Source organism: Acidovorax sp. (assembly GCF_046291265.1).
Classification (GTDB): domain Bacteria; phylum Pseudomonadota; class Gammaproteobacteria; order Burkholderiales; family Burkholderiaceae_C; genus Acidovorax.
The window spans coordinates 1-4,137 of record NZ_JBKBTV010000125.1; the positions used below are offsets into that span (position 1 = coordinate 1).

General features: G+C 57.3%; 3 protein-coding genes. 1 reads left to right on the forward strand and 2 read right to left on the reverse strand.

What is annotated here, in order from left to right:
* Positions 1-156 (forward strand): transposase (locus ACK41V_RS23305; protein ID WP_409786013.1); only part of this gene is annotated, 156 nt, incomplete at its 5' end.
* 189 nt (positions 157-345) lie between these two features.
* On the opposite strand, the gene ACK41V_RS23310 is transcribed toward ACK41V_RS23305, so the two are convergent.
* Both ACK41V_RS23310 and ACK41V_RS23315 read right to left on the reverse strand, forming a co-directional pair.
* A complete protein-coding gene (locus tag ACK41V_RS23310) occupies positions 346-1,575 on the reverse strand; it encodes a DUF1353 domain-containing protein (protein WP_409786010.1) in 1,230 nt (409 codons plus the stop codon).
* 187 nt (positions 1,576-1,762) lie between these two features.
* Positions 1,763-3,562 carry a methyl-accepting chemotaxis protein gene (locus ACK41V_RS23315; RefSeq protein ID WP_409786012.1) on the reverse strand — a complete coding sequence of 600 codons (1,800 nt, stop codon included), beginning with the start codon at positions 3,560-3,562 and terminating at the stop codon, positions 1,763-1,765.
* Between the last annotated feature and the right edge of the window lie 575 nt (positions 3,563-4,137).

Consider the following 4,137-nt stretch of genomic DNA (forward strand, 5'->3'; position numbering starts at 1 on the left):
ATCGCCGAGCCGCCCAACGGCTGGATCAAGAACGTGCTGGGGTTCCGCCAGTTCAGCATGCGCGGTTTGGAGAAGGCGAAAGCCGAGTTCAGGCTGGTGTGCATGGCGCTCAATCTGCGCAGGATGGGGGCGATGGGGGCGATGAGGGCCGTTTGAGGGGGGAGATGCAGTGGAATGTGTCAACTACGACTTCTGCGCGTGACTTGCTCACTTCAACCACGTCATAAAGATCGGCGGTGATGAACGTGTCCACCACCGCCTGCGTCCCTAAAGGCCGCTGGTGGCGTCCGCAGCTTGATCTGAATGTTCTGCCGCCCACACTTCTAGACGCGAGACATCCAGCCCTTATTCCAGTGTGGAAATGTGCTCCTCAAGGCCCACTAACCGATATTGCAACTGACTGAAAAGTGCTCGATATTTCCTGACCCACTCCTCCATCTGTGGCGCTGACATTTTCGGACCCGTCAGAATGGGCCTAAGCATTACAACTCGAGTACCCAAAAGTCCCAGCAGATTGTCGGCATCATACCGCGGTCCATTTTTTCCGACAACATCCACATCTAATGCTGACCGCAACCCTATTTTAACAAGCCCATTAACATCATATGACCACTTTTTAACCTCTTCCCATCTTTCATCCCCTCCAAATCTAACATAATCATCAATAACTGGCAACAGATAAGTAGCTTGAGTATGCACCAAGCTCTGAATATGGTATTTCAAAACACTTAGATTCTTCTTGGCTGCATTTTTTTTCGAGATTGGGCTCATGCCACACAAAATAATCGTTCGACTTGGGGTCGACGCATCTAAATTGCCATCTAATATTGGAGTGCAGCCAACATTTTCATACAGAATCTTTTCTAGTTGTTCAACATTTTCAATTTTAGCTATTTGATCCGACAATTCACGAATAGACTCAATTGAAGGGTCGTTTTCCGAAATATATTTTACGATAGATTCTTTAGCGACATCCAAAAGCACCGGTCTACCTGATATCAAACCAGCCTGTCCGGCTTCAGATTTTATCCATCTTGGTCCAAAAGCATAAACTGCTCCATACATTAGTTTAGCTTTAATTGAGCCCACACCGCGCGCTCTCATACCATTGTAAAAAACGAGATGCACATCTTCCCATTGAGCGGATCTTTCATCACAATAGTGATCGTGAACCACTGATGCTTCACGATACTTATCCTCAAATGGTCCGCCAATCAAGCTCCAAAATGCTTTAGGGATTGAAGCTCCGTTAACCCGAGCCCCTGTGGGAACAGACCAGAGGCGGCCAGCAGGATCTGTGAAAGAAAACGGATGCGTAAGTTCAAGATCCCGTCCATCGGCAAGTGCTTTGACGATGAGTTCGCCATTAAAAGTGCCGAATTGCTCTGCTGCATACGCACTCAGAGGACCAGCAACTAGAAGATATCCGCCTAGAGCAGCGCCAATAGCGCGAGACTTAATTAGTGGCTTCATCTTTAAAAGTATGTCATCACTTTTACTATTGAACAACCATATTCTGTCTTGACCGCGATCCTCTGCGCTGCGGTTTGGGACGCAAAAGGGAACGCCCACCATGGTCCAAGAGTACATCGGGAGGCAGGCACATCAAATTGCGCAACTTGCCATCTCTTGTTCTCAATACAGAGACCCATGGTGCACTGCTTGATCGCAGTCGCTACCCTCAATCCCGTCGGATGGTTTTCCTACCAAGCGCCAAAGGCAACTTCAATTCACCTCTTCCCCACCGCCGCTCGCTACCCCCTCAAAAACTCTCCCACTCGTCGTCGGCCCCCGCGGTGACTGGCTGAGGTGCGGCTGCCTTGCCTGTTGACGCGGGTTTGTCCGCTCGGTTCGGGCTGGGCTTGGGCGGGCTGGTGGGCACGCCTATTTTTTTCAGCATTCCGCCTGCGGGCGCGGCAGTGGCCGTCCTCGGGGCCCTGGCCGCCACAGGCCGGTGCAAAGCGCCTGATGCCTTGGTTGCCGACCCCTGCGTGCCGACTCCCGCATGCGATGCGTGGGCATCGTCGGCCGACAGTTTGAACACCGCCACCGCGCCCACCAGCGCGTCGGCCTGCTGGCTCAGGCTGCTGGCAGCGGCGGCCATCTCCTCGACCAGCGCCGCGTTTTGCTGCGTCACCTGGTCCATTTGCGTGACTGCCTCGCCCACTTGCGATACGCCCGTGCTTTGCTCGCTGCTGGCGGCGCTGATCTCGCCCATGATGTCCGTCACGCGCCGGATGGCTCCCACCACTTCGGTCATGGTGGTGCCTGCCTTGTCCACCAGCTGGGTGCCCTGCTCTACCCGTTCGACACTGGCGGTGATGAGCGACTTGATCTCCTTGGCGGCCTCGGCGCTGCGCTGGGCGAGGTTGCGCACTTCGCCTGCCACCACCGCAAAGCCTCGGCCTTGTTCTCCGGCGCGGGCGGCCTCCACGGCGGCGTTCAGGGCCAGGATGTTGGTCTGAAACGCGATGCCGTCGATCACGCTGATGATGTCGGCAATCTTTTTGCTGCTGTCGTTGATTCCTTTCATGGTGGTGACCACCTCAGCCACCACGTCGCCGCCTTGCACCGCCACGGTGGATGCGCTCACCGCCAACTGGTTGGCCTCGCGCGCGTTGTCGGCGTTGAGCTTGACGGTGGAACTCAGCTCTTCCATCGACGCGGCGGTCTCTTGCAGCGCGCTGGCTTGCTGCTCGGTGCGCATCGACAGGTCGTTGTTGCCCGAGGCAATCTCGGCACTGGCCGACGCCACGCCCTGGGCGTTGCCGCGCACGCCCGACACCACATGCGCCAGGTTGTCACGCATGGCGGTTAGTCCGCCCAGCAGCTGGGCAATTTCGTCTTTGCCACGGGCGTGGATCGGTACCGTCAGGTCCCCCCGGGCCACCGAGTCGGTGATTTGCACCGCATTGCCCAGCGCGCGCGATATCTGACGGATCATGGCCCCGCCCATCAGCACCGCCAGCAAGATTCCCACCACCACCGCAGTCAACGCCAGTGCGCGGATGGTCTGAAAGCTGGCCGCTGCACGGTCGTACTCGGCTTTGGCACGGTCCAGCTGCACCTGCATCAGTTGGCCCAAGACCTCTTGCAACGGGTCGATCGCTGGGTACATGTCCTTGGCGGCAAAGGTGGTCAGCGCGGGCAGGTCTGCTGACTTGAAATGCCCCACCAGCACGTCGGTGGCCGCATCGGCCTTGGCCTGCAGCGGCTTGAATCGCTCGACCAGCTGGGTCTCCTCGGGCACTAGCTGCGTGGCCAGGTAGGCCTTCCAGTTAGTGTCAATGTCCTTGCGCGCGTCCGTCACCGACTTGAGCCCCTGTGCGGGCGTCATAGCGCCATCGCGCACTTTGTGCGCCGCGTCCACCACGTGCACGGCATACATGTCCGCCACCACCTTGATCTGCTTGAGGGGCACCACCCGGTCGTCGTACACCGACTTGAGCCCGGCATTGGACTGCCCCATGCCAAACAACCCAGCGCCCCCGACCAGCAACACCAGCAGACACAACGCTGCAAGCAAGGCAGCAAGGCGGGTGGATATCTTGAACTGGCTCATGGCAACTCTCCTGGTGGGGGTGGACGGGACAGAGGCAGACGTGTCAGCCCAGCGGCCCGAACGCGGCGGCAAAGGGAGCAGACAAACAGAAAAAGCGAGAAAAAGGGGAGCTGCAGCGCGTGGGAGATTCCACGCGCCCGGGCGCAGGGCCATGCCGCGGCGCATGGCCAGTCAGCAAAACGGCCGCCCGGTCACCACAACACGGGCCCAGAGCGGGAAACCCACGGGGCATGAGAGCACTCCCTGCACAAGAGGCGCACACAAAACAGTCGACCGAGGCGATGGGCAGTTCTGCAAATGTTTTGACGACGTTTTGCAGAGGTACGAACTCAGCATAGCGCTTTCCGTTACGTTTGCGTACAACCGTGGGCCGCGATGCCACACATTGCTCGCGGTGCGCACCATGGGCTAGTCTGCGCAAATCACCACCCTCAAGAGCAACAAAGCACGCTGAGAAGGATCTCTCAGCGTGCTTTGTTTTTGATAGCTACCAGCGCTTATTGAATAAGCGCTAGAGGCTATTTTTACTCATATTCTGTCTATTACGGGATGCTGGCCCCGCTCAGAAGCTCTCC